We start from the raw sequence: 24,824 nt of genomic DNA on the forward strand, positions 1-24,824 counted from the left end.
GGCCGGCCCCTACGCCGAAAATGTGTCGTGATGCGCGGATCTTGCCAAGCACGAGCACGGAGTGACCGACGAAGTCGCGGGCGGGATGCGCGTGACTTGACAGGATCACGGACATTCTCGAGAATCGGCTTGCTGTACTCCGCTGTGAAATTTGTCAGCGAAACAATTCTTCAACGGGAGAGCAGAAAGACCGTGTGCCTTCTCACCTCCGGTCTCTGGCAAGCCTTGAGCAAGGAGAACATCGCATGAAGAGTGAAATCTTGTATCCGGGGGCGTTCCCGATGGTTCGGGTGCATCTGAACGACGGCGAGACGGTCAAAGCAGAGTCCGGTGCCATGGTCGGTGCGTCCCCCACGATCGACATCGAAAGCAAGATGGAAGGCGGGTTCCTCGGTGCCTTGTCCCGCAAGATGCTGACCGGCGAGAAGTTTTTCTTTCAGACCCTCCGGGCAGCCCGCGGCGCCGGTGAAGTGCTATTGGCGCCCACGGTGCCCGGTGAGATCGTCATCATGGATCTCGACGGCGTGAACGAATATATGGTGCAGAAGGACGGGTTTCTGGCCGGGGCAGAAGGCGTGAAAATCGAGAGCAAGATGCAGAGCCTGACGCGCGGGCTTCTCGGTGGAGAGGGTTTCTTCATTCTGCGCATCAGCGGGACCGGCCAGTTGATCCTGAACAGCTTCGGCGCGATCCATAAGATCGAGCTCAAGCCGAACGAAGAATACATCGTCGACAACAGCCACCTGGTGGCCTGGACTGCCACGACGACCTACAACATCGAGAAGGCGGCGTCCGGATGGATCGCGAGCCTGACGTCGGGAGAAGGGTTCGTCTGCCGATTCCGCGGTCCGGGGTTGGTGTATATCCAAAGCCGCAATCCGGGGAGTTTTGGGGCATGGATCAGGCAATTCATCCCTGTTTCGGAATAGCGGCTGATGAAAATCCCTCTCTACATCGTTCTCGGCTTCCGACAAATCCTCAATGTCCTCGGAGAGTACACCTCCGGTTTGCGTTCGCCTGTGGCCTTGTCTAGGAGGATTTTGATCGGCCGCTTGAACAGGTGACCGTATTCTCGGGTATCCGAAAGTGGCGTGTGAGCGATTCAGTGAGAATCTGGTCTTCTTATCGGCGGTCGCAAGAAGTTCGATATTGGTGTTGACCGACCTGTCATGATGTCGCCAGCCAACGCGTTGTGTTTTGGTGAAGGTCTTCCCGCCGCCGGCGTGCCTTGCCATGCCGTGGTGACAAGTGATGGGCTGCTCCTCTCGGGAGCGGCCGGGGTGGCTGACCAGTCGATTTCGTTTGCTCAGATCACGGTTGCGGCAGGCGGGCTGGACCATGACCATCTGGTAGTGTCGTGGAGCGACGGTCCCGCAGCGTATACGCTCTACCTAAAGGATCCTTCCGTCATTCTGGCATTTCGTCGCACGGCTCCGCCCGAACTGACTGCGCACCTCGATCGCGCGGCGGAAGAGGTGCGGCGTGCACGTCACCGCCACCGCACCCTCTGGACGGTTGCCGCCGGCATTGTGGTTGGGTTGGGGGTGTTCCTGTGGTTCGGTTCAGACCTGCTGGTGGAGTGGGCCGTCAGCCGTATTCCAGTCGAATGGGAACAAAAGCTGGGCGAGGCCGCCTATCACGATTTTCTTTCCGGCCAGACCGTTACCAAAGAAGGAATGGGAGTGGAGGCCGTGCAGGAAATGACGCGACGGCTGGCGGAGAAGATTCCGAACAATCCTTACAAGTTCGAGGTGTCGGTCGTACAGAGTCCCGTTGTGAATGCCTTCGCGCTGCCGGGCGGATATGTCGTCGTGTTCACCGGCCTTATGAGAAAGGCCGAAAGCGGCGAGGAAGTGGCTGGCGTCTTGAGCCATGAACTCAACCATGTGCTGCAGCGTCACGGGTTGGAGCGGATCGTGAAGACACTGGGACTGGCCGCGGTCGTGACGATCATCTTGGGGGATCAATCCGGCTTGGTCGGTCTGGCAAAGCAACTGGGGGTTGAGTTGGTGACCCTTCGGTTCAGCCGTGAGCAGGAGACCGAGGCCGACCTGACCGGCATCCATCTGCTGCATGAAGCCCGCATTGCGCCGGACGGAATGATTCGCTTTTTTGAACGATTGTCGGAGAAGGACAAGGAACGGCTGGAGTTGTTTTCGACGCATCCCATGAGCGCCGCACGGGCGGAGCGATTGAAAGCCGAACTGGCGGCCCTACCGAAACGAAGTCCGGAGCCCTTCACGTTCGACTGGAATAAGGTTCGCGAGTCGTTGGGGCCGGTAGAGGCCGGAAAGTAACCGGGAGCCATGGCGATGCGACTTGGCGTGGTGTCGGATACGCATGGGTTGTTCGATCGGGCCCTTCTCCGACACCTGGCCGGGGTGGAGAGGATTCTCCACGCGGGCGATATCGGCCGTGCGCAGGTGATTGGACATTTGGAGGCGATTGCGCCGGTCACGGCTGTGTCCGGCAATGTCGATGGCTTCGAGGAGAGCGGATTCCCCGTCGAGCAAGTCGTCGAGCTGATGGGGCATCGGATCGCGCTGTATCATCGGCTGTACGAGGGCGGGCGAATGACCAAAGAGGGGTGGCACTTCCTCGATCGCGTGCGTCCCGACGTCTGCGTGTACGGCCACACGCATCAGCCAAAGGCGGAATGGTTGGACGGCATGCTGCTGTTCAATCCCGGGTCGGCTGGTCCGAAGCGATTCACGTTGCCGCGCGCCGTCGGGCTTCTTGTCCTTGGGACCGATCGGGTCGAGCCGCAACACATTCTGTTGGAGGATCGCGCGGAGTGACCGCTGATTCCATTAGGGAATCGGCCGCAAACTTTTTCGCTCAACATGCCTTGGGCGATTTGGTTATAATGCCGCGCGTGGTGCTCGATGTTTAATTGATTGCACAGGCCTATTCACTCTCATCCGAGGAGGACGTGATATGAAGAAGCTTCTTATGGTGGTAGGGGCATTGATGTTCGTCTCGCAGGCAGGGTTGGCCATGGCTGCCAATCCCGATACGGGGCCGGGGTGCGGTTTGGGCAAGCTGGCCTGGGCCGATTTCAAGAATCAAAAGAATATCGCGCCGCAGGTGATGATGGCGACCACCAACGGCAGTTTCGGCAGCGGGACTTTCGGCATCAGTTCCGGGACCTCCGGTTGTACGAACGACGGACAGGTGTGGGCCGACCAAAGGACCACGATGTTCGCGCTGCTGAATTTTGAAAACCTCACGCAGGAAATGGCGCAGGGGAAGGGAGAGCACCTTGCTTCCTTGGCGACGCTCATGGGCATTCCCGAAGAGCATCACCAGGCGTTCTTTTCGCTGACGCAGGAGCGCTATACGTCGCTGGTACAGACCGGCGAGACGTCATCCGTTGCGCTGGTGAAGGCGTTGAACGATGCCGTGAGCCAGAATCCCGTCCTTGCTCAAGCGGTCACTCGCTAATCTTTCCTGAACGGGGCTCCGGCCTTGCGCCGGGGCCCCGTTGTGTTTGCGCCCCATCGTGCATCTTTTCCTCACGTTCCTGATCCTCCTCCTGTCCGCCTCCGTCGTGTGGGGTGAGGAACGGGTGACCCCCTATCAAGACCGATTGATCGAGGAAGCGACCGCGCGTCGTCTGGCGGATCAGCGGGAATGGCGCCTGCTCCTGCATTATCGAGATGGCTGGTTCGGCGGAATCGAAAGCGAGCAGGACGATCCTGGGTTTTTCCTCTCGCCGAACGGGAAACGGGATCCGGAAGCCGAACTTGCCGCGACGTTGAAGCAGTTTTTCAGCGAGGAGTCGGTCGGCCGTTCGAAGCAACCGGCCCAGTGCGCGTTCATCGCCCGGTATGCGTGGTTGAGCGAGCAACTGCAGTTCGATCCGGCTCAGCTGAAGCCGCTTTCCTGTGAGCGGTTCAATCGCTGGTTCGCCGAGTTTCATGCGAAATCCATTTCCCTGATCTTTCCCGCCGCCTTTCTGAACAATCCGGCATCGATGTTCGGGCACACCTTTCTCCGGATCGATCAGGAAGGCCAGACCCCGCAGACCAGGTTGCTGGCGTACACCATCAATTACGCGGCTGAGGTGGAAGCAGGGTCCGACCTCCTGTATCCGATCCGCGGCATCTTCGGCGGCTATCGGGGGCTCTTTTCGACGATTCCCTATTACTTAAAGGTACAGGAGTACCGGGATATCGAGAACCGGGATATCTGGGAGTATCAGCTCAACTTTACGGAAACCCAAGTTCGGCGTCTCCTGATGCATGCGTGGGAAATGGGCAATGCGTCGTTCGATTATTTCTTCTTCAAGGAGAATTGCTCCTATCACCTATTGGCGTTGCTGGACTATGCGGATCCGTCCCTGCATCTGACGGACCACTTCGTCTTATGGACCGTGCCGGCCGATACGGTCCGACTTCTGTCGGCTCAGCCGGGTTTGGTGGCCGATCGGGTTTACCGGCCGTCCCGGGTGACCCTGATTCGACGGAAACGGGAACGATTGGGAGACGAAGAGTTCGGCTTGGTCAAGCAGCTGGTGGATGATCCGGCGGCGCTGAAGTCCGAGACGCTGACTTCACTGCAACCGGCGCGGCAGGCCTTTGTGTTGGACGTGGCCTCGGATTATTTGCGGTACCGGAGCGAAAACGATCCCGATCGCAGTCCCCTGTATCGTGATCGCAATCGGCAGATTTTGACGGCGCGCAGCGGACTGCGCATTCCCTCGGAGGACATCGAGATCGCCCCGTTCGCTAGGCAGCCTGAATTGGGACATGCCACCTCGCGCGCGGCAGTCGGGGGCGGATGGCGCAATAACGACACCTTTGAAGAACTCACCGTCCGTGCCGGCTATCACGACTTGTTGGACGCTGAACCAGGCTATACCCCGGATGCTCAATTGGAGCTGGTCTCGCTGACCCTGCGCCATTACGACAGGGCCGACCAGGCGCGGATCGAACGGGCGACCCTTGCGAACATCATGTCGCTTTCGCCGATGGATCGACTGTTTCATTCCCCGTCCTGGAAGCTGAATATCGGTCTGCAGACCATTCGGCATGGCGACTGCAAGCTCTGCAGCAACGGCGTGGCATCAGGGGGGATCGGGGTGGCGACTGAAACGCATGTGGTCAGACGCGAAGTGTACTTTGCGTTTGCCGAAGTGGAAGCTAATTACAGCAAGGCCTACGAGGAGCGCCATCGTGTCGGGGGCGGCGCATCCGCCGGCATGTATGCCGATCTGGCGGAACGGTGGCGATTCATGGTGACGGGTACGTATCTTCGATATGCCTTGGGAGACAAGTCGGACGATGTTCGCTGGACGGTGGGGCAGCGTTGGACACTGGCGACGAATTGGGCGTTGCGCCTGGAATATAGCCACCGGGACCACGACAACGACGTGCTGTTTTCCCTGCAATCGTTTTTTTGAAGCGGCCCGACGAGAACAGAATGTTTGAAGGAGCTAGTTGCCTGATCGAGTTGATTAATGGTGACGCATGCCTGAGTGCTGTTGAGCATGTGTCTCGGCTTGTCCGGTCGGTGATGTCTTGCGTCGTCGTTTCACGGCCCTAGGGAATCTACTGCGCCGTCTCCGCTTCTCGCGTTTTTATCCGAAGGCCATTTGACAAGATTCATGAGGTTACCTATACTCCGGCGTCGTAGAGCCCGGCCCTGCGTGGGATAAAGGGCGTGGGCAACTAACCGCTAACCTCGAAGAGGGAGGACTTATGAGGAAGTTTACCGTTCTGTGTTCTCTGAGCCTGATCACTGCTGCGTACCTCAGCCTCACCGGCTGCCAGATCGTAGCGTCCCCGATGGCGGGCGGAATCTACAACGAAACCAAGTACGGCGATGTGGCTACGACCCACAACACGGCCACGAAGGAAGGCAAGGCCTGCGGTCAGTCGATCCTCGGCTGGGTTGCCACGGGTGACGCGAGCGTCTCGGCGGCGAAAGCGGCCGGCGGCATCACCACGGTGGCTTCGGTCGATCACTCGGCGAAGAACATCCTCGGGATCATCGGCGAATGGTGCACGATCGTTAAGGGCAGCTGATCTCCCGGTTCTGTGTAATGGGAAAAGGGTCTTCGGGCCGATGGTCCGGAGACCCTTTTTCTTTCTTCGCCCAGTCCCTCCCGGCATGGTACGGTTAGTTCAGTATGTGGCTTGTTGCCTGCGCCGCCGGACTACTTCTCCTCCTCGGTTTCCCGCCGACGGGTCTGACCGCCGAATTCGGTGACATCGAGCTTTCCGCTTACGCGCTCGGCAGTTGGCCGCGGGATAACGGGATCTTCAACCAAGGTTCGACCGTCGACGTTTCGATCAAGCAGGGCTTCGGGGCCGGGCTGAAAGCGGGGCTGTTCCCGCAATTCACCAATCGTATCCTGGGGCTTGAACTCGATTCTTCCGGCCATGGCGGCGCCTTATCGTTTCCCAACCGGCCGAACAGTCAGGATCACGGCACGGGCCGCTCCAATCTCTTGGTCCTCAATACGATGTTCAATTTGATTCTCCGGTATCCTGGAGAGACGGTCCGGCCGTATGTGGGGATCGGCGCCGGCTGGTCTCACGGCACGTTGCTCAACCCCAATATCATCGGCCGCGCCGACAAGGATTTCGAAACCGCGCGGGCCCTGGGGCATCAATATGTGGGAGGGGTGCAAATCGCGGTTACCCCGAAAGTCTTTGTCTTCGGCGAATACCGGTACTTCTCGGCCAACTATCACTGGGATGGGTTAGCGGTGGACTTCCGTACGCACTATGGGTTGATCGGCGCCGGTCTTCGGTTCTGACAAACTGCATCCGGCCTGAGGCATGAGGGAGATGCCATGAGCTTTCTGGATTCCTTCTTTGTGTATCATCCCGCTCCGTGGGAAGATCGCGACTGGGCGAAGGTCAGCGGCGTTCCCATCGATGAGGTGTGGTTCCAGGCGGCGGATGGGACGAGGTTGTTCGGATGGTACGCCGAAGGGACGGCGACGAACGCAGTCTTACTCTGGTGCCATGGGAATGCCGGCAACATGATCCACCGTCTGGAGAATCTCCGCGCGCTGTACCAAGCGGGGCTATCCGTGTTCCTGTTCGACTACCGCGGATACGGTCGGAGCCAGGGACGGCCGACAGAGGATGGACTCTATGCGGACGCGGTCGGCGCGTATGACTACCTGACCCGAGGGCGCCGCATCAGGCCGGAGCGGCTGGTGATTTTCGGCCGTTCGCTCGGCGGCGCGGTAGCAGGAGAATTGGCGGTGCAGAAGCCGGCTATGGGGCTCGTGCTGGAATCCTGCTTCCCTTCGATTGAGACGGTCGCACGCCACTTTTACATGGGGCTGCCGGTGCATTGGTTCTTGGGGGCGGCGTTTCGGCTCGAGGATCGACTCCGACGGCTCTCTTTGCCCAAGCTCTTCATTCATGGCGACCGCGACGACGTTATTCCAATTGAGTTGGGGCAACGCGTCTTCGCGGCGGCAAAACCGCCGAAGGAGTTTTACGTGGTGCGCGGGGCCGATCATAACAACGTGCCGTCCGTCGGCGGGCAACCCTACTACGAACGATTCACAGGTTTTTGCACATCGGCCCTGCGGCAATAGCGTGTGCTCCTACCGAGGTCTCTTGCCGGTTGGAATGCGACATCTTCCTCGAAAATATGGCGGGTTCCCATACAATTTGATACAGTGCGCCACCGATGATTCGGCGCGCTGCGGCGCGCCATGGGAATAAACGAGGGAATAGTGCAAGGAGGCATGGTGAATCGGATGGGGCGGCGTTGGGCCGGCGCGCTTGCCGGTGCGGTGGGTCTATGTGTGATGGTGGGTTGTGCGGGCACTCAGGCCGGGAAGGTCAATGCGCAGACCATGCCGTCTGCGATGGAGACGAGCGAAAAGGATTCCGACACAATCCTGCCGGCTCCGCCGACCGTACGCCTCGTGGCCAACAAGCCTGCGTCTCCGCCCCCTGCGGCCTCGGCGCCGCCGGAAGATCCGTTTTATGACCCATTTGCCAAGGCCGATGAGGGGGGAGCGGAAGAGGAATACGATCCCTGGGAACCTTTTAATACGAAAATCTTTGAGTTCAATCGTCAGGTCGACCGGTGGGTGTTGAAGCCCATCGCGAAGGGCTACAATTTCATCGTGCCTGATGCCGTACAGATCGGGGTCAGCAATCTTTTCTACAACCTCCGCTTTCCTTCCCGCTTGATCAACAATGTCGCGCAGGGCAAGTGGACCGGCGCCAGGATGGAAGTCGGCCGCTTTCTTCTGAACAGTTCGTTCGGCCTTGGCGGGTTGGTCGACGTGGCGAAGTATCTCAACGTGACGACGCCGGAAGAAGACACCGGTCAAACTCTCGGATACTACGGGGTGAAGCCGGGGCCCTATCTGGTGTTGCCCTTTCTTCCGCCCTTCACCGTGAGGGATTTCGCCGGGTACATGGGGGATATTGCGTTGAATCCGATCAACTGGCTGGTGTTCCCCTTCATCGAGATCGAAGGGGTGCCCTCGCTGGTGGCGCACCATAACCGCGCCACCTCGACGATCGTACAGTTCAGCGGCCGCGTCGGGGAAATCGTCAACGACCGCTCATTGAATCTGGAAAAATTCCAGGGGGTGGAGGAGGCGACGCTGGATCTCTATACCGCCGTGCGAAACGCCTATCTCCAGAAGCGGGCAAGAATGATTCGGGACTAGCGGATGACGCCCAGTTCCTTGCCGACCTTGGCGAATGCGGCGACGGCCCGTTCCAAGTGTGTGCGGGTGTGGGCAGCGGACATTTGGACACGGATGCGAGCCTGCCCTTTGGGCACGACCGGATAGCTGAACCCCACCACATAGATGCCTTCTTGCAGCAAGCGCTCGGCCATTTGTGAGGCCAGCCTGGCCTCGCCGAGCATGACCGGAATGATGGGATGGTTTCCCGGTACCAACGTGAAGCCCGACTCGGTCAACCGGCTGCGGAAGAATTCAGCGTTGTCCTTCAGCGTGGCCCGGAGCGCATCTCCCTGCGCGACCAGTTTCACGGCCTTGAGTGCGGCGGCGGCAATCACAGGCGGGAGGCTGTTTGAAAACAGATACGGACGCGAGCGTTGGCGCAGCAGCTCGATCACTTCCTTGCGCCCGGTGGTGAACCCTCCGGCTGCGCCTCCCAACGCTTTTCCCAGGGTGCTGGTGACGAGATCCACCTTGTCGGCGACGCCGAACAGGTCCGGCGTCCCGCGTCCATGGCGGCCGAGGACACCGGTGGCATGGCTGTCGTCGACCACGACGGCGGCATCGTATTGCTCGGCCAGTTCTACGATTCGATCCAACTTCGCCACGTCTCCGTCCATCGAGAACACGCCGTCGGTGACGATCATTCGGACTCGGCTCGCACGCGATTCGGACAAGCGCGACTCCAATTCCTCCATGTCGCCGTGCGCGTAACGAAGCCGTGCGGCTTTGCAGAGGCGAATGCCGTCGATCAGGCTGGCGTGGTTGAGCGCGTCGCTGAGCACCGCGTCCTGCTCGTCGAGCAGCGTTTCGAAGAGGCCTCCGTTCGCGTCGAAGCAAGAGCTGTAGAGGATCGTGTCGTCGGTGCCGAAAAAAGTGGAGAGGGCGTTCTCCAGCTGCTTGTGCAACCGTTGCGTCCCGCAAATGAAACGCACCGACGCCATGCCGTATCCCTGCTCGGCCAGTCCGTCGGCCGCGGCTTGCTTTACGTCCGGATGGTTCGCGAGTCCGAGGTAGTTGTTGGCGCAGAGGTTGATGACTTCGCCTTGCGCGACACGGATCTCGGCGCTCTGGGGCGAGAGGAGTTCGCGCTCGCTTTTGTAGAGGCCGGCCGACTTGATATCGGCCAACTGCAGCTCGACTGCTTTCTTCAGCGCGGAGTACGCCATTGATGCCGTCACACGGAAGACGTGAAACGAAGAACGCGGGTTCTCGATGTCACTATGGAAACAGGACTACTTTGCCGCATTGACCGGACTTGATCAACTCAAATCCTTTGGCAAAGTCCTTGAGGGGAAAGGTGTGGGTGATGACTGGGCGAATGTTGAGGCCGGCTTTGAAGAGTCCGGCAAGGCGGTACCAGGTGCTGAAGAGGCGACGGCCCGTGATGCCGTGGACGCGGATGCCCTTGAAGATGACCTCGTTGGCCAGGTCGAGCGTGACGGGGTCGCTGGGAATGCCGAACAGGGTGACGCGACCGCCGTTCTTGACGGAGCGGAACGCATGGTGCAGCGCGATCGGGTGGCCCGACATTTCCAAAGCCGCATCGACCCCTTCTCCTTGGGTGATGTCCTGAATGGCTGCGGCAACCGCATCGGCGCCGTCGGTCTTGGTGTTGAGCGTGTGGTCGACCCCGACTTGTTTGGCCAAGCCAAGGCGGTAGTCGCTCACGTCGGTGGCGATGATGGTGGCGGCGCCGGCGGTGCGCGCGACCGCCGCAGCGAAGAGTCCCGTGGGTCCGCAGCCCGTGACCAGCACCGTGTGTCCCGTGAGGTCCTCGACCAGTGCCGCGTCCACCGCATTCCCCAGCGGTTCCTGCACCGAAGCCAACTCGGCGGGAATATCCGGTGAGGTTTTCCAGAGTACGGTTTCCGGGAGCACGATGAACTCGGCGAACGAGCCGTCCAGATCCACACCCAGAATCCGGTAGCGTTTGCACACATGCGCTTGGCCGGTTCGGCACTGGAAGCAGGCACCGCAGGTCAAATGGGATTCGGCCGCCACGTAGTCGCCGACTTTGACGAGCGTGACGTCTGCGCCGACCGCCACGACCTCGCCGCACATTTCATGGCCGATGATGCGCGGCGGGTGAATCCGGCTGTGCGCCCAGGCATCCCAATTGTAGATATGGGCATCGGTGCCGCACAGCGACGTGGCCTTCACCCTGATGACGGCGTCGGTGGGGCCTGGGCTGGGGTCGGGGCGGTCGGTGTAGGTGAGTCCCGGTTGCGGTGCCGATTTGACCAGGGCCTTCATGGCTCCATTATAGCAAGCGGGTGGGAAATGCCCAGTCCTCGAGAAAAAACGGGTTGCACTGATCTCAGCGGCTGAGTAGGATGCCATCATGCCGTTCTGTTGCTTCATTACGCGCCGTTTCCCTTCGGCCGGATCGGCCCTCATTTTTGCGTTGTGCCTGGCGGTTTCTCCCGTCTTCGCCGGCGCACCGTCCTCCTCTTCCACCGCGCCTGCCGCCAAGCGATGGGCTCAGTTTGACTTAGTCAACACCGAGGCCGATGGCACGGTGCAAGCGGGTAAGGATTTGGTGCTTAGTCTGACGTTCGGGGGGGTGCCTGCCGGAACGGAATCCGTCATGGCGATCATCGAGTCCCCCGGCTTTCAGAGCCAGATCGTGTCTCTCAGCGAGGACGAAACGCCTGCCGTGTACCAGGGGACGGCGATCTTGGAACCCAATTCGGTGTTGAAGAGCCGGACGACCGTGCTGCCCAAGGCCGTGCGGGTGCGGGTGACTTTCGCGCGCGCTAAAATTACCGGACTCGAAGAATATCTGAAACGTGATGTCTACGTAACCTTGGGAGACCGGCCTCCGGAGGAAGAAGAGGCCGAAACGGCGCCGGCCGCAGAAGCTGAAACGGCCGAGACAGACTCCGTCGCGGCGCAGAAGGCCATGGAGCATGTACTGACGGTCAATGCCACGATTCCCGAAGAAGACTTGCTGCCGCTCCCGGCACCGGGTGAATCCAAAGCCTACTGGAAACAAGTCGGCGATTTGATCAGCCGGAACTGGGCGCGCCACGTTCGCGCGATCCGGCGGGCTCCCAGCGGCGAGGTCGTCCGGGTGAAGTTCCGGATGTATGCCAGCGGGGTGGCGCAGCTCATTCAGATCGAGCGCGGGTCCGGCGCGCGGGATATCAACGAGGCCGGGCTTCAGGCGGTCATCCATGCGCATCCCTTTCCACCGGTACCGGCCGATTTGGGCAACGACGCGGTGGATGTGCACGTGCGGATGCGAACCGGCGCCAAGGTCGCGGCGCAGGACGTTCAGACCACCGTGGAAAAGCGGCCTCTCAAGGCGACGACGGTTCCTGGTAAGCCGACTGAGAAGCCCGCCGCCGACAAGGCGCCGGCCGAAAAAGTGTCCCCGGATAAGACCGTCATAGAGAAGGGTGCCACGGAGAAACCGCAGGCAGACAAACCGGCAGTGGACAAGGCACCGGCCGAGCCCGGCGCAACAAAGGAGACTCCATGATGCGAGCGAGAGTGAGGGCCAGTGCGCTGGGTGGACTGATTGTGACGCTTTTCGTGGGCAGCATGACAGCCCAGGCGGAGACGGCCCGATACGATGTCGATCTCGATCACTCCATCGTTGAATTCAAAGTCGCGCACATGGTGGTGTCCAAGACGACCGGACACTTCAAGGACTATACCGGGTTCATCGAGATGGATCCGGAGGCCGGTACGGTGAAGGCGCTCGAAGCCACGATCAAGACCGCCTCCGTCAACACCAACCACGAGAAGCGGGACGCGCATCTGCGTGACGCGGACTTTTTTGAAGTCACGAAGTACCCAACCATGACCTACAAGATGAAGAGTTACAAGAAGACCGGCGACGGGTATACCGCGGTCGGCGACCTGACCCTTCATGGGGTCACCAAAGAGATCACGTTGGTGGGCAACTTCAACGGTGTGGCCAAAGATCCCTGGGGCAACATTCGGGCGGGCTTCAATGCCGAAGGGAAGATCAACCGCAAGGACTTCGGGATGGTCTGGAACCGGACGCTCGATACGGGCGGGTTGGTGGTCGGCGACGAGGTGTTGATCAAGCTCGATATCGAATGCATCAAGGCCAAACAGCAATAACAGTCTGGTAATCGTGCCCGTTCCACCGCACAGGTGAAGGGTGCGGCGGAGCGCGCAGGCTACGAAGCGCGGCATGCCCCGGACGGGCATGCCGCTTCCTTCCTTCCATTCAAGTCGATCCCATGCAAGCAATGGTGTTATGCCGGTCCGACGATGTGGCGCGCCACCCGTTGGAGTTGCGTCGGGTCCCAGACCCGGCACCGGGGCCTGGCCAGGTGTTGGTGCGGGTGCGGGTGTGCGGGGTCTGTCGCACCGACCTGCACGTCGTGGAAGGGGAGTTACCTGATATCAAGCCGGAGGTCGTTCCGGGCCATGAAATCGTCGGCGTGCTGGAACAGCTCGGGCCGGGGGTGTCTGGTCTCCGTTCCGGTGATCGAGTCGGCGTTGCTTGGTTGCAGGAGACCTGTGGGAGGTGCGAATACTGTAACAGTAGCCAAGAGAATCTCTGCCAAGGAGCTCGCTTTACCGGGTACCAGGTGGGCGGGGGCTATGCCGAATATGTCGTGGCCAACGCCCGTTATGTGTATCCTATACCATCGGCGTTTACGGATGAGGAAGCTGCGCCGTTGCTCTGCGCCGGCATCATCGGATATCGCGCGCTTCGACTGAGCGGGATTCGCTCCGGTCAGCGCCTGGGGCTCTACGGGTTCGGGGCATCGGCCCACATTGCCATTCAAGTGGCGCGACATTGGGGCTGTTCGGTCTATGTCTGTTCACTGAAAGAGGAGCATCGGGCCTTGGCCCGTGAGCTGGGGGCCGTTTGGGTCGGCGAAGCTGCCGCGATGCCGCCGGAGACGTTGCAAGCGTCGATCATCTTTGCACCGGCCGGTGAGCTTGTCCCGCCCGCCTTGCGGGCGTTGGCCCGAGGAGGGACGCTGGTTCTGGCCGGCATTCATATGTCGCCCATTCCCTCCCTGGACTACGACCGGGAGGTGTTCGGAGAGCGGGTCATCCGAAGTGTGACCGCCAACACGCGTCAGGATGGACTGGATTTGCTGCGGGAGGCGGCAGCCATTCCCATCCATACACATACAGAACCATTTCAATTGGCCGAAGCCAACGAGGCGTTGAGATCCCTGAAGGCCGGAACGATTCGCGGGGCAGCGGTGCTGAGGGTGACATGATCAAGGAAACTGGAATTGTGAAATCGAGGACCGGTAGGATGCATCGAATGTGGCGGCGGGGAATCGTCGGCGGCGGGTTGCTCTGCAGCCTGCTGTTGAGCGGAAACCTCTGGGCATTGGAGTTCACGGCGGATCAAATTACCAAGATCGACGGGAGAATCTCGAAGTCCAACATTTACTATCGCGACAACATGTGGCGGATCGAGCATCACACGATGGGGCCGGTCAACGTCAGCATTGTGCGGAAGGACAAGCGGGTCGTGTGGCTCCTGCTGTCGAAAATGAAGCACTTCAAAACGGTGCCCTATCGGCCGGAGCAGGACCTGCAAGTTTTCGAGAAGCTGGACGGTGAGGTGTCGAGGGAGGAGATCGGGACTGAAACGAGGGAAGGCCATCCGACCACGCTCTATGAAGTGACCGTGAAGCATGGCGAGCAGACGGAGGTCTATTACCAGTGGCTCGCCACCGATATCCATTTCCCCATGAAGTTGGCGAAGAAAGATGGGAGCTGGATCGTCGAATATCAACACGTGAAGCTGCGGGCCGTGACGGATTATCTTTTCAATCTGCCGCTGAATTTTCAGCCGTTGGAAGAGTTCCAAAACCAGGCACCCGCGGAAACAGACAAGCCGAATATGTAGGAGACCAACGACTGGACCGTCGAAGGCGTGAGCCAATCGAATGGTTCGTCGAAGGGAAAGCAATCGGGCAGTGACAGTCTAACCAGCGACGAAGGAGGCATGTCGTGCGAATGGCCGGGTTCGCAAGATTTGGTTTCGTGGTCGGACTCTGTGCATGGGCGGGGTCCGTGTGGGCTTTGGATGTCGGGGATATTCGACAACAGTGGACGCCGCAGGGGAAAAAATTGGCGCAGGAGCGGATCAAGCTGCCTGCCTACGACGAAATGGTTCGGATCCCTGCAGGCCCCTTTACGATGGGTAGCGATCGGAAAGTCGATCGAGCCGCGTATTTGGTCGAGTTCCCACAGCGCCAGGTGTATCTCGACGCCTACGACATCGACACATACGAAGTGACCGCCGTGCAGTACCTGAAATTCGTCCTGGAGACCAAGCGGCCTCCCCAGGTCGATTGGAAATTCGACGGGGGCAACTTTCAGGAGACGATGGCAGGTCATCCCATCATGCACGTCACCTGGCATGAAGCAGACGAGTATTGCCGATGGGCGGGAAAGCGTCTCCCGACGGAAGCCGAATGGGAAAAGGCTGCACGGGGAGACAAGGATGTACGGATTTACCCCTGGGGCAACGAAATGGCAGGGCTGAGCCGAGCCAATTTCGGACGTGGAGGTTTGTCGGGACCGGTCCGTGATCGACCGGAGCGGCTGCTCCTCTATCCCCCCGTTATCTCCGTATTCAAGTACGACAATTCCGTGAGCCCTTATGGCCTGTTCCAGATGGCCGGTAATGTGGCCGAGTGGGTCTCCGATTGGTACGAGAAGGATTATTACAAGACGGCTCCGGACAAGAATCCTAAGGGACCGGAGCACGGCACGCAGAAGGCATTTCGCGGCGGCGGCTGGATCGACAGCACTCCCAGCGTGCGGGTCTCACAACGGAATGGGACAGATCCCAAGACTTCCATGAACTGGCTGGGATTCCGCTGCGCGCGGGACGCGAAGGACGATTCAGCGGTGTCGGAGGCTGCCTCGGCGCAACCCAGTCCCCATTGATGAAGTGGAGGTCGGCGGAGGCTTCCGCATCACCGATCGGCTTTGCGGGCCACGAGGTTCTGCGACTGCTCGGCCGTTTCTTTCACCAGGATTCCCATCTTCGGATGGGAGGGTTCCAGGTCGATCGGAAGGCCGTGGCTTCGCAGCCGCTCGCTGGCAGTGGGCCCAATTGATGCGATGACTGTGTTTCGACAGGCTGCCGTGAAGGCCATCGCCTTTCCTTCCCGTTCCGCTAGTTGCAGGACGTGATCGATTTGAGCGGCGTTCGTGATCAAGATCACCGAGACGCGCCCGGCAATGATCGCGTCGATCAGGCTGCTCAGCGGAGCCGTGTCCTCCGGTAGCATCCACTTATAGACCGGGACGGGAAACACCTCAGCGCCCCTCGTTCGCAGCGCTTCGAGCAAGTCCGGGTTCGACACACCATATTCCTGCACCGCCACACGCAATCCCTTCACCGGCCGGTACTCATCCAACGTGGAGACGAGGTCCACCCAGGTATTGGGTTCGGGAACGGTGAGGGTCGGGGGGTAGCCCAGGGCCTTGAGTGCCGCCACCGGCTTGGGGCCGCGCGCAATCAGCACGGTGTCTTTCAGAGCTGTTCGAATGGCGTCCTGGGGATGGCGTCTGTAGAGGATCTCGAACAGGCTGGTTGTACCGGCTCCGGTGAGCAGAACCAGGACATCGATCCGCTCGGTCAGGAGCTTGGCGCCGAACCGTAACGCGACCGAATTGTCCTCCAACGGAATTTCCCGCAACGCCGGCGCCACGAGCGGTCGCCCGCCGTACCGCTCGATCAGCCGTGTCATTTCAGCCGCCATGCGGCTCTCGAATGCCGCGACCACCAGGCCGTCAAAGGATGATTTGGTGATCTCGTGATTTGATGAAGTACCCGGCATCGTGAAACCGCCGCGGATTCAGGATTTGCGAGCCCTTGTCGTGCGCCGAGAGGCTGAGAAGATTGCGAGAGGTTCCCCTCGCCTCGCTGACAATGGAAGTCAGGTCCTCGTGCGAGACAAGGCCGGCTTCCTCGACAACAATTCCAAGTTTTGAAACAAGCGCTGCACGTGACTGTGCCCGGCAAGCCCTCCGATAGTTGGCCGCGACGGATGCACCTGATCGAAGGAGTCGATTGCCGATGATTCTTGCTCCTGGTCCCTTCGCGAGCAATTGGGACAATCTCACGATCTGGAGTGCGAATGCCTTGGTTCTGCTTCTGAGGTCATCCGTTGGGAAGGTCCCCACGCAACACCAAATCCCGATCGCCGAGTACGACTAGGACCTGCTTCGAGGTCCTAGCCGGCTAATTCTCGCAGTTCACCAGATCACCGCCTCACCAAATCCTACTTGGCCGGTGCGACGTCGGCGGCGCAGCGGAATCCCGTTGACTCATTGCGGACAGTGGGATCGCTCTCCACCCGCGTGAAGATTCTGATGGTGGGGGTCTCGTTCTGCCAACCGGCTCCGCGAATAACGCGTTTGTCGCCGCTGTCCGGCCCTGTCGGGTTCTTCTCCGGACTCTTCTCGTAATACCTGGCATCGTAGTAATCGTTGACCCATTCCCACACGTTCCCTGCCATCTCGTAGGCCCCATAGGGACTCTTCCCCGCTTCATAACTGCCGACGGGCATCAGGGTCTTCTCGCCGATCCACTTTTGATTGAAGTTGAGGTGTTTGTTGGTCGGTTCCACGTTGCCCCAAGGGAAGCGGTAATCGTTGTTGCCCTTGGCAGCCTTCTCCCATTCGGCCTCGCGCGGTAACCGGCGACCGGCCCACTTGCAGTAGGCATCCGCATCGCTCCAATCCACATTGATGACCGGCCGATCGGCGAGGGACTCGGAAATGGAGAGGCCTTCCCACAAGTTTCTGGTGGGGTTCTTCGGATTCTGAGGGACGCGGTGGCTCGTGGCTTTCACGAATTCGAGGTACCGGCCGTTGGTGACCTCGAACTTGTCGATGTAGAAGTCGTCGATGTGGACGATGTGCCGCGGGTACTCGTCACGGCCCCCATCGCGATCTCCGGGGGGCACGCCCATTGGAAAGGGGCCGGCGGGAATCAAGACCATCGGAGCTCCGTCCTTTCCCTTGATTTCCTTGGGAAGACCGGAGTCTGCGGCTAAGACGTGTGATGTAGAGTCGGCGACGATACTCAGAGCGACGAAGGCTGCCACTGCCAGATGTGCGAACATGCTGCTCACTCCTTTGGTTCGAGTCCCAGGAATCGTCTGATCGTATCACAGGCACTGAGGGCGGCGACATGGGGAGTTGCGGGAAACAGCGTACGGCTTGGGAGGATTGACGCGATGCCAACCCCCCACCTACTATACGGCAATCGATGAGCCATCCTATGCACCGCGGACTTCGCCACCTGGCCTTGCGTGTCACCGACCTGAAGCGGTCGCGGGCGTTCTACGAACGCTTCCTCGGCATGCGCGTCGTGTGGGAGCCGGATCCCGAGAATGTGTACTTCAGCTCCGGCAGCGACAACCTGGCTCTGCACCAGATTGCAGCGGGAGAGCTGCCGGACTATCAGCCGGCGAAGGCGCAGCTGCTCGACCATGTCGGCGTGATCCTCGACAGTGCTGAAGATGTGAAGCGCTTGTACGAGGACGTGGCGCCGGCAATCGGTTCGTTCGGAGGGATCATCGTCAAGCCGCCCAAGCAGCATCGGGACGGCAGTTTTTCATTTTACTTCGCCGATCCGGACGGCAACGTCATCCAAGCCCTCTATGAACCCACCATCAGCCGGCTGGAGTGGGTAGAACGTGGAAGAAAAGACGAAACGCGTGAGACGTAAGACGCAGGATTCTCCCACGGAGCATCACGTTCCCCGTCTCACCTCTCCGCTCTAACAATCATGAGTATCTGGGACAAACTGCCTCGCGATCAGTATGTAAGCCTCGTGCCCTGGTGCTGGGTGCAGCTCGAAAGCGGGCAGGAGCCCGGTCCTTTTCCGTTCGTCGCTGGGGTGGCTCCGGAGGTCGTCGCCGGGCTCCACGAGGCGCACAGTCTGCTGGCCAGTTCGATCGACACCGCCATCAGCGATGTCTTTTCCAGACGCGCCTCAGTCGAGGATTCAGGGCGGCGTCGTCGGTTGGAAGATGCCTATGCGGAGTTGGTGAACGCCCGGCCCTATCTTCGACAGCACATCCGTTGCGGCCGTAAGGCGGACGGGACGTTTCAGTGGGAGTTTCCGACTGATCCGACCAAATCCGCCACAGTGACCAACGGGGGATTGCGGATCTTCCATTCCGTCAAGCGGCAGGCCATTCCGATCGGCTTCGATCAACGGCCGCTGGGCCCGATGGTCGGCAAGCTGCTGGGCATGCTCGACGGCACCCATCGCGCCGAAGAACTGAAGACGATCGTGCAGTCGTCGCCGCGCGAAGCGCAGGGCCTGCTGACGCATCTGATGGAGTCGCTGCATCAGTACGACTGTTTGGCCGTTGCTCCGCAGGAAACCGTCCGCACCCACTGGTTCAATGTCGTGGGAGACCGGGATATGTTGCATCTGGGCCATGCGGCTCTGCTCTATCGCCAGCGCGACCAGGTGCTGCTCTTCGACCCTTGGCTGCTCCCGTGGTTCGCCGAATCCTCGGTGCCCTCGCTCTGGGGTTCGTTGCTTCCCAAACCGGCCGCGGTCTTCCTGACCCATGACCATGACGACCACGTCGATCCGCGTACACTGCTCCACCTGCCGAAAGACACGCCGATCATCGTGCCGAGCCGGCGCAATCGCAAGAAGCTGTACTATGACTACTTGGCCTTGTTGCGCGAGCTGGGATTTGGTCGAGTCATCGAGCTGGCTCACGGCGAGAAATGGAGCTTCGAGGGCGGCGCGGTCGTGTCGGTGCCGTTTTTCGGCGAGGACCCCTGCGATCTGGAGATGCCCCGAAATTGCTACCTGATCACGGATCGGGGCCGAAACGTGCTGGTGCATGCGGACAGCGGCCCGACGAACAGCGGACGCTCAGCCCTGAAAGAAGGTGTGATCGCCCAGTTGGTCGGGCAGTATGGACCGATTCCTCTCTTATTCGCCTCGCAACAGCAGTTGTTAGAGCTTCGGAGCCATGCCGCCCATGCCGCCCTGTCACATCCGGGTCAGTGGCTCGAGGTCGGGGAGAACGGGTATCTCACCAATCAGTACCTCGCCGACCTCAGCGCGGCGGCTCAGTCGCGACTGTTCGTGTCCTATGCCACCGGGGGTGCCGATTGGTATCCCGACCACCTCTCCTTCATGTTCAGCCACCGCAATCCGGCGCGCACCGCGCTGCTCACCGCCAATTGGGAACCGCCTGAAAAGCTGAAAGAACTTCTCGCTCCGCAGGGTTGCGGGTATCATTATGCTCGCGCACTGGATCTCTTTCGGTCCTCCGACGACGGGCAGGTTCAGGTCACGTCGGCTGCCGACTCCCTTTCCCCCCTGTCGCTGTATCGGCGGGATCATGGGGATCCACCGTTCATGAAATCGGGCGGGCGCGCCTAGAACTCCGCCCCCAACCCCAAAACGGTGTCTCCATGTCGAGCGATCTCCCTACGGCGTCCGTGCCGCGTGTGGCCGTCATCGGCTCAGGCTACTGGGGCAAGAACCTGGTCCGCAATTTTCACGATCTCCGAGCGCTGGCGGCCATCTGTGACAGCAACGACGAAACGCTTCAGCAATTCGCGCAGCAATATCCGGGCTGCCGCACCTTCCGTTCCTTCGGCGAAGTCCTCCGGGACGAATCGATTCAAGCCGTAGCGATCGCCACTCCGGCCGAAACCCATGCCAATCTCGTGCGCGAAGCGTTGTTGGCCGGGAAGGATGTCTGTGTTGAGAAGCCCCTGTGCCTGTCGGTGGAAACAGGGGAGTCGCTCGTCAAGCTGGCGCAGGATCGAGGCCGAATCCTCATGGTCGGCCATCTCCTCTGGTATCACCCGGCCGTCCTCGCGCTAAAGGCGCTCATCGACAACGGTGACTTGGGGCGGATCCAGTACATCTATTCCAATCGGTTGAATCTGGGAAAGATCCGTCGCGAGGAGAACATTCTCTGGTCCTTCGCGCCGCATGATATCAGCGTGATTCTGGGTTTGCTGGAGGAGATGCCGGATGCCGTGCATGCGCAAGGCGGCAACTATCTCCATCAGCGAATCGCGGATGTGACGGTCAGCTTGTTGTCGTTCCCGAGCGGCGTGAAAGCTCACGTGTTCGTCTCATGGTTGCATCCGTTCAAGGAACAAAAGCTGATCGTCGTGGGTGACCGCAAGATGGCGGTCTTCGACGACCTGGACAAGACGAACAAGCTCATCCTCTATCCGCATTCGATCGAGTGGAAGCATCAGCAGCCGGTGCCGAACAAGGGCGAAGGGCAGCCGGTCGCATTGAATGCCACGGAGCCGCTGCGGGCCGAATGCCAACACTTTCTCGACTGTGTCCGCACCAGGCAGAAGCCGCGCACCGACGGCCGTGAGGGCTTGCGCGTGTTGCGCGTGTTGCAGCAATGCCAGGGGTCGCTCGACGTGCGGCCGTTCCTGTCCGACCCCGCGAAACAGGCGCCTGCGCCGGCCCAGCCGAAGCGTGCCTACTTCGCTCATGAATCGGCCTTCGTGGATGCCGGGGTGGAGATCGGAGAAGGCAGCAGCATTTGGCACGTCTCGCACATCTTGAAAGGAAGCCGGATCGGTAAGAATTGCAAGATCGGGCAGAACGTCGTCATCGGTCCCAATGCGGTGGTGGGCGACGGGGTCAAAGTACAAAACAACGTATCGGTGTATGAGGGCGTCACGCTCGAGGACGGCGTCTTCTGCGGTCCGTCGATGGTGTTCACCAACGTCTTCAACCCGCGCAGCGAGATTCCCCGCATGAACGAGCTGAGACCGACAGTGGTTCGGCGCGGGGCCACGCTTGGGGCGAATTGCACGATCGTCTGCGGCCACACGATCGGCCGCTATGCCTTCGTGGGAGCGGGAGCCGTGGTGACGAAGGACGTGCCGGACCATGCGCTCGTGGTTGGATCACCGGCGCGCATCACCGGTTGGATGTGCGAGTGCGGCGTGAAGCTGAAGGTGAAGGGGGCGAAGCTTGACTGCCCCGTCTGCGGCAGGCAATATCGCAAGGCCGACCAGCGGGTCGTTCCGTTGGCGGATCCTCAAGCGCCGGCCAAGAAGTCCGTCGCCTAGCAGGATGGTGACGAGCGGTTCGATGACTCCGCTGGTTTCCTGCGTCGCGAGGCGTAGCGGATTTCATCGACGACTCTCTTCTTAGAAAGCTAGACAGCCAGGATGGGACAGGACAAGGGATTGGTGTTGGTGACCGGCGCAGCCGGGTTCATCGGATTTCACCTGAGCAAGCGGCTCCTGGATCGCGGCGATCGTGTCCTCGGGCTCGACAACCTCAACGATTATTACGATGTGCGCCTCAAGGAAGCCCGCCTGGCGCAACTGCGCCCGCATCCGCAATTCCAGTTCGTGAAGCTGGAGCTGGCCGATCGGGCCGGGATGCAGCAGCTCTTCGCACAACAGCCGATCAGGCGTGTCGTCAATCTGGCGGCCCAGGCCGGCGTGCGCTATTCCTTGGTCAACCCCCATGCCTACACATCGAGCAATGTCGAGGGATTTCTCAACATTCTGGAAGGCTGCCGCCACCACAAAATCGAGCATCTGGTCTATGCGTCGACGAGCTCGGTCTACGGCGGCAATACGCACATGCCGTTCTCGGTGCACGATAACGTGGACCATCCGGTCTCGCTCTATGCCGCCACGAAGAAGGCCAATGAGTTGATGGCCCATTGCTACGCGCATTTGTATCGGCTCCCCATTACCGGCTTGCGGTTTTTCACCGTCTACGGACCGTGGGGCCGTCCGGACATGGCGCTGTTCCTGTTTACCAAGGCGATTCTGGAGGGGCGGCCGATCGATGTGTTCAACCACGGCAAGATGCAGCGGGACTTCACCTACGTCGACGACATCGTGGAGGGCGTGATTCGGACGTTGGACCGTCCCGCGCAGGCCGACGCGAAATGGTCGAGTGAGAGGCCTGACCCCAGCAGCAGTTCGGCTCCCTATCGCCTCTACAACATCGGCAACCACCAGCCGGTCGAATTGCTCCGATTCATCGAGGTGTTGGAGCAGACCCTGGGAAAGAAGGCCGAAAAGAACTTCTTGCCGCTTCAACCAGGCGACGTGCCGGCGACCTATGCGGATGTCGCGGACCTGATGCGGGAGACAGGCTTCAAACCGGCCACGCCGATCGAAACCGGCATCGCCCGCTTCGTGGAGTGGTACCGCAGCTACTACAAGGTGTGACGTCCGTCAGTCTCGTCGCGGTCGCGACGGTTCGCCGGCGAGGGCTGTCCAGCCGACTTCCGAGACCCATCCGGTTCTCAACCGGGAAAGAAATCGACAGAGGATGGTGAATTGCTCCATGCGGTCGGCCACCTCCATGCAGAGGGGGTGCGCCAGGATCGTTGCCGTGCCGCCGTGCGCTTCAATCGTGTCCACCTGCCGTTCCACGGTTTCCCGCCAGTCTTGTACGGTCGTCCGTCCCTGGAGTCGGTTGTAGGTCGTCCTTCCCACCAGATACTTCCCATGCAGCAGCCGCTCATGGTCCGGTAGCGTGTTGATCGGCAGCGACAGTAGATCTTGGCCGATCCGTTCAGCCGAGCCTTCGACGCCGGTGACGCGGTCCGAGATAATGCGAATGCCACGAGCCGCGAGCATCGGGTAGGTGTGCTGGTCGTGCTTGTAGGCATGGTTGCGCCAGCTGAGGAGCGGCTTTCCGGTGACGGCCTGAATAGCCTCCATGGTGCGGTCGATGTCGCGTTGCTGAAGCTGCTTGGAGCCCAGGTGCGAGCCGGTGAGCTTGCGGGAGAGCCAATGGCGAAAGGACCGATAGGCCGAGAACGTATGGCCGCCGATCTCGCAATGCGGTAATCCGGCGAGCCGCTCGATCGTGTCTCGTTCCTCGATGCAGGCCTTGCCGGTTACGAACAACGTGACCTTAACGCCGAAGTCCGCGGCGATCTCGCAATATCGTAGGGCCAACTGCGCTTCGGATTCCTTCGCGTAGCTGGTGTCGACGCCGCGGTAGGACCGCTGGTGCACATCTCCCGTCAGGCAGATCATCGCAGCTCCCGGTAGACGGCCTCCGTTCGGTCGATGGCGCGCGCCAGGGAAAAATCCGCCAGCACTCGTTGCCTGGCCCGATCGGCCCGCGTCTGGGCCGCCTCGCGATGTTCGAGCATCCACAGCACCGCGTCGGCCACGGCAGCCGGATCTTCCGGCCCGATGAGTGTGCCGGTCTCGCCGTCGGTAAGGAGGTGGGGGATGCCTCCCACGCGAGTGGCGACAATCGGTTTGGCCATGGCCATCGCTTGGAGCAGCACCTGCGGCGTCCCTTCGATTTTGAAGGAGGGAAACACCAAGCAGGTCATCGCGGCCAAACATTCCGGCACGTCGGTGCGGAATCCGGCCAGCACGGTATGGGACCGGAGATTCAGCCGATCGAGCAGCTCATCCGCAGTCTGCCGATCCCAAGGCGGGCCGTCGCCGATGAAGAGAAATTTGGCGTGGGGCCATCGCGCGAGAATCGCCGGCGCGGCTTCCATCACATACCGGAATCCCTTGCCCCGCTCCAATCGGCTCACATAGCCAATCACCGGCTGCGTCGGGTCCAGGCCGAATTCCTTCAGTACGTCACCTCCGCTCACCGTCGGGGCAAACCGGTTCAAATCGATGCCGGCCGGTATTTCGATTACGTGTTCAGGTCGCAGGGAGGGGATCCGTAGGAGATCCCTTCTGGTGTCGCCTGAGGAGGTGAGAATGCGATCGGACAGCGAGGTATAGATGAGGCTGGAGAGGGGATTCGTTTTGATCGGCGTCCCGATATGCCTAGTCCGTACGATCGGAACCCCTCGCAGCCTGGCTGCTGGTCCGCAGATCCAGTGATCCTTCGACGTGTGGGTATGCAGCACGTCTACCTTGTGGCGCCCCAGGAGCTTCCAGAATCGGAGCATGGAGGGGAGCTCGTAGGATTGCCGCATGGAGAGTGTCACCGTGGCGATGCCTTGCGTCTGGGCGCGCTCTGCGAGCTGGGCTCCACGGTTGCAGACGAACGTTAATTCATAGCCTCGAGCTTTGAACTCCGCGGCTTCCTCAAGCATACGGATCTCCAGCCCGCCGAATCCCATCGAGGCGCTGGTGTGCCAGACTCTCAGACGAGGAGTAGATTGGGTGGCGTCCATGCTGGCTGGTGGTG

25 protein-coding genes are annotated in these 24,824 nt (G+C 60.5%); 18 read left to right on the plus strand and 7 right to left on the minus strand.

Annotated features, from left to right (window positions below; all coding sequences use genetic code 11):
• The first annotated feature begins 245 nt into the window (after nt 1-245).
• From KF814_12070 to KF814_12110, 9 genes are all read left to right on the plus strand, one after another.
• Nucleotides 246-929, plus strand: a complete 684-nt coding sequence (locus tag KF814_12070; GenBank protein MBX3236881.1) for a TIGR00266 family protein — start codon at nt 246-248, stop codon at nt 927-929.
• A 240-nt stretch (nt 930-1,169) separates the two neighbouring features.
• Complete coding sequence (locus tag KF814_12075) at nt 1,170-2,297, plus strand: M48 family metallopeptidase (protein ID MBX3236882.1); 1,128 nt, start codon at nt 1,170-1,172, stop codon at nt 2,295-2,297.
• Nucleotides 2,298-2,306: 9 nt separating this feature from the next.
• Entirely contained in the window at nt 2,307-2,798 is a 492-nt protein-coding gene (locus KF814_12080; GenBank protein MBX3236883.1) for a metallophosphoesterase family protein, read from the plus strand.
• A gap of 139 nt (nt 2,799-2,937) precedes the next feature.
• Complete coding sequence (locus tag KF814_12085; protein MBX3236884.1) at nt 2,938-3,444, plus strand: DUF3015 domain-containing protein; 507 nt, start codon at nt 2,938-2,940, stop codon at nt 3,442-3,444.
• Nucleotides 3,445-3,502: 58 nt separating this feature from the next.
• Nucleotides 3,503-5,404 carry a DUF4105 domain-containing protein gene (locus KF814_12090; GenBank protein MBX3236885.1) on the plus strand — a complete coding sequence of 634 codons (1,902 nt, stop codon included), beginning with the start codon at nt 3,503-3,505 and terminating at the stop codon, nt 5,402-5,404.
• A gap of 298 nt (nt 5,405-5,702) precedes the next feature.
• Nucleotides 5,703-6,029 (plus strand): TRL-like family protein, encoded by a 327-nt coding sequence (locus tag KF814_12095; protein ID MBX3236886.1) that lies wholly within the window; start codon nt 5,703-5,705, stop codon nt 6,027-6,029.
• 104 nt (nt 6,030-6,133) lie between these two features.
• Nucleotides 6,134-6,766 (plus strand): porin family protein, encoded by a 633-nt coding sequence (locus KF814_12100; protein MBX3236887.1) that lies wholly within the window; start codon nt 6,134-6,136, stop codon nt 6,764-6,766.
• Between the two features lie 36 nt (nt 6,767-6,802).
• A complete protein-coding gene (locus KF814_12105; protein MBX3236888.1) occupies nt 6,803-7,564 on the plus strand; it encodes an alpha/beta hydrolase in 762 nt (253 codons plus the stop codon).
• Nucleotides 7,565-7,729: 165 nt separating this feature from the next.
• Nucleotides 7,730-8,659 (plus strand): VacJ family lipoprotein, encoded by a 930-nt coding sequence (locus tag KF814_12110; GenBank protein ID MBX3236889.1) that lies wholly within the window; start codon nt 7,730-7,732, stop codon nt 8,657-8,659.
• Here KF814_12110 and KF814_12115 read toward each other — a convergent pair.
• Together KF814_12115 and tdh are read right to left on the minus strand one after the other, a co-directional pair.
• Nucleotides 8,656-9,846: a glycine C-acetyltransferase gene (locus tag KF814_12115; protein ID MBX3236890.1), complete on the minus strand. Its 1,191-nt coding sequence runs from the start codon at nt 9,844-9,846 to the stop codon at nt 8,656-8,658. The genes KF814_12110 and KF814_12115 overlap by 4 nt on opposite strands.
• Before the next feature lie 52 nt (nt 9,847-9,898).
• Nucleotides 9,899-10,933, minus strand: coding sequence for an L-threonine 3-dehydrogenase (gene tdh / locus KF814_12120; protein ID MBX3236891.1), 1,035 nt, complete (start codon nt 10,931-10,933; stop codon nt 9,899-9,901).
• Nucleotides 10,934-11,021: 88 nt separating this feature from the next.
• Between tdh and KF814_12125 the strand changes: the two genes are divergently transcribed.
• The 5 genes from KF814_12125 to KF814_12145 all read left to right on the plus strand — a co-directional run bounded on the left by KF814_12125 (nt 11,022) and on the right by KF814_12145 (nt 15,589).
• Nucleotides 11,022-12,164 (plus strand): TonB family protein, encoded by a 1,143-nt coding sequence (locus KF814_12125; GenBank protein MBX3236892.1) that lies wholly within the window; start codon nt 11,022-11,024, stop codon nt 12,162-12,164.
• Nucleotides 12,164-12,775, plus strand: a complete 612-nt coding sequence (locus tag KF814_12130; GenBank protein ID MBX3236893.1) for a polyisoprenoid-binding protein — start codon at nt 12,164-12,166, stop codon at nt 12,773-12,775. Before KF814_12125 ends, KF814_12130 begins: the two co-directional genes overlap by 1 nt.
• A 122-nt stretch (nt 12,776-12,897) precedes the next feature.
• Nucleotides 12,898-13,899 carry a zinc-dependent alcohol dehydrogenase family protein gene (locus tag KF814_12135; protein ID MBX3236894.1) on the plus strand — a complete coding sequence of 334 codons (1,002 nt, stop codon included), beginning with the start codon at nt 12,898-12,900 and terminating at the stop codon, nt 13,897-13,899.
• A gap of 47 nt (nt 13,900-13,946) precedes the next feature.
• Nucleotides 13,947-14,540, plus strand: coding sequence for a hypothetical protein (locus tag KF814_12140; GenBank protein ID MBX3236895.1), 594 nt, complete (start codon nt 13,947-13,949; stop codon nt 14,538-14,540).
• 110 nt (nt 14,541-14,650) lie between these two features.
• On the plus strand, nt 14,651-15,589 hold the full coding sequence (locus tag KF814_12145; GenBank protein ID MBX3236896.1) for an SUMF1/EgtB/PvdO family nonheme iron enzyme: 939 nt from the start codon (nt 14,651-14,653) through the stop codon (nt 15,587-15,589).
• Between the two features lie 29 nt (nt 15,590-15,618).
• On the opposite strand, the gene KF814_12150 is transcribed toward KF814_12145, so the two are convergent.
• The 3 genes from KF814_12150 to KF814_12160 all read right to left on the minus strand — a co-directional run bounded on the left by KF814_12150 (nt 15,619) and on the right by KF814_12160 (nt 17,778).
• Nucleotides 15,619-16,410, minus strand: a complete 792-nt coding sequence (locus KF814_12150; GenBank protein MBX3236897.1) for a uroporphyrinogen-III synthase — start codon at nt 16,408-16,410, stop codon at nt 15,619-15,621.
• A 31-nt stretch (nt 16,411-16,441) separates the two neighbouring features.
• Nucleotides 16,442-16,834 (minus strand): four helix bundle protein, encoded by a 393-nt coding sequence (locus tag KF814_12155; GenBank protein MBX3236898.1) that lies wholly within the window; start codon nt 16,832-16,834, stop codon nt 16,442-16,444.
• Nucleotides 16,835-16,932: 98 nt separating this feature from the next.
• The gene (locus KF814_12160; GenBank protein MBX3236899.1) at nt 16,933-17,778 is read right to left on the minus strand and encodes an SUMF1/EgtB/PvdO family nonheme iron enzyme; all 846 of its coding nucleotides are present in this window, start codon (nt 17,776-17,778) and stop codon (nt 16,933-16,935) included.
• A gap of 158 nt (nt 17,779-17,936) precedes the next feature.
• Between KF814_12160 and KF814_12165 the strand changes: the two genes are divergently transcribed.
• The 4 genes from KF814_12165 to KF814_12180 all read left to right on the plus strand — a co-directional run bounded on the left by KF814_12165 (nt 17,937) and on the right by KF814_12180 (nt 22,873).
• Nucleotides 17,937-18,386: a VOC family protein gene (locus tag KF814_12165; protein MBX3236900.1), complete on the plus strand. Its 450-nt coding sequence runs from the start codon at nt 17,937-17,939 to the stop codon at nt 18,384-18,386.
• A gap of 60 nt (nt 18,387-18,446) precedes the next feature.
• A complete protein-coding gene (locus KF814_12170; GenBank protein MBX3236901.1) occupies nt 18,447-20,075 on the plus strand; it encodes an MBL fold metallo-hydrolase in 1,629 nt (542 codons plus the stop codon).
• Between the two features lie 32 nt (nt 20,076-20,107).
• A complete protein-coding gene (locus KF814_12175) occupies nt 20,108-21,748 on the plus strand; it encodes a Gfo/Idh/MocA family oxidoreductase (protein ID MBX3236902.1) in 1,641 nt (546 codons plus the stop codon).
• A 102-nt stretch (nt 21,749-21,850) separates the two neighbouring features.
• Complete coding sequence (locus KF814_12180; GenBank protein ID MBX3236903.1) at nt 21,851-22,873, plus strand: NAD-dependent epimerase; 1,023 nt, start codon at nt 21,851-21,853, stop codon at nt 22,871-22,873.
• Between the two features lie 6 nt (nt 22,874-22,879).
• Here KF814_12180 and KF814_12185 read toward each other — a convergent pair whose 3' ends face one another.
• Entirely contained in the window at nt 22,880-23,692 is an 813-nt protein-coding gene (locus KF814_12185) for a polysaccharide deacetylase family protein (GenBank protein MBX3236904.1), read from the minus strand.
• A complete protein-coding gene (locus tag KF814_12190) occupies nt 23,689-24,810 on the minus strand; it encodes a glycosyltransferase family 4 protein (protein MBX3236905.1) in 1,122 nt (373 codons plus the stop codon). Before KF814_12190 ends, KF814_12185 begins: the two co-directional genes overlap by 4 nt.
• Nucleotides 24,811-24,824 lie beyond the last annotated feature (14 nt).

Source organism: Nitrospiraceae bacterium (genome assembly GCA_019637075.1).
GTDB lineage: Bacteria > Nitrospirota > Nitrospiria > Nitrospirales > Nitrospiraceae > JAHBWI01.